Raw genomic sequence first — 707 nt, 5'->3', positions numbered from 1 at the left:
GCGAACGGTCTGCGCAAGTCGTACGGCGACAAGGTCGTCCTCGACGGCGTCGACCTGACCGTCCCCGAAGGAACGATCTTCGCGCTGCTGGGCCCGAACGGCGCGGGCAAGACCACCGCCGTGAAGATCCTCTCCACCCTCGTCACCGCCGACGCCGGACAGGCCGCCGTCGCCGGCCACGACCTGAACACCGACGCCCACCGCGTCCGCGCCGCCATCGGCGTCACCGGACAGTTCTCCGCCGTCGACGGCCTCATCACCGGCCTGGAGAACATGCTCCTCATGGCCGACCTCCACCACCTGCCCAAGGCCGAGGGCCACCGCACCGCCACCGAACTCCTCGCACGCTTCGACCTCACCGACGCCGCCGGCAAGCCCGCCTCCGCCTACTCCGGCGGCATGAAACGCCGCCTCGACATCGCCATGACCCTCGTCGGCGGCCCCCGCATCATCTTCCTCGACGAACCCACCACCGGCCTCGACCCCCGCTCCCGCCACAACATGTGGCAGATCATCCGCGAACTCGTCGCCGACGGCGTCACCGTCCTCCTCACCACCCAGTACCTCGAAGAAGCCGACGAACTCGCCGACCGCATCGCCGTCCTCAACGGCGGAAAGATCGTCGCCGAAGGCACCCCCGACCAGCTCAAGCGCCAGATCCCCGGCGGCCACGTCCGCCTCCGCTTCACCCACCCCGACGCCTACCG

Annotated in this window: 1 protein-coding gene; it reads left to right on the top strand. The window is 70.0% G+C overall.

What is annotated here, in order from left to right; all coding sequences use genetic code 11:
- A partial coding sequence (locus IE245_RS36585) for an ABC transporter ATP-binding protein (RefSeq protein ID WP_189955773.1) occupies positions 1-707 on the top strand: 707 nt, incomplete at both ends.

The sequence above is a fragment of the Streptomyces roseolus genome (assembly GCF_014649855.1).
Taxonomy (GTDB): domain Bacteria; phylum Actinomycetota; class Actinomycetes; order Streptomycetales; family Streptomycetaceae; genus Streptomyces; species Streptomyces roseolus.
This window is presented reverse-complemented; position numbering and strand designations above follow the sequence as displayed.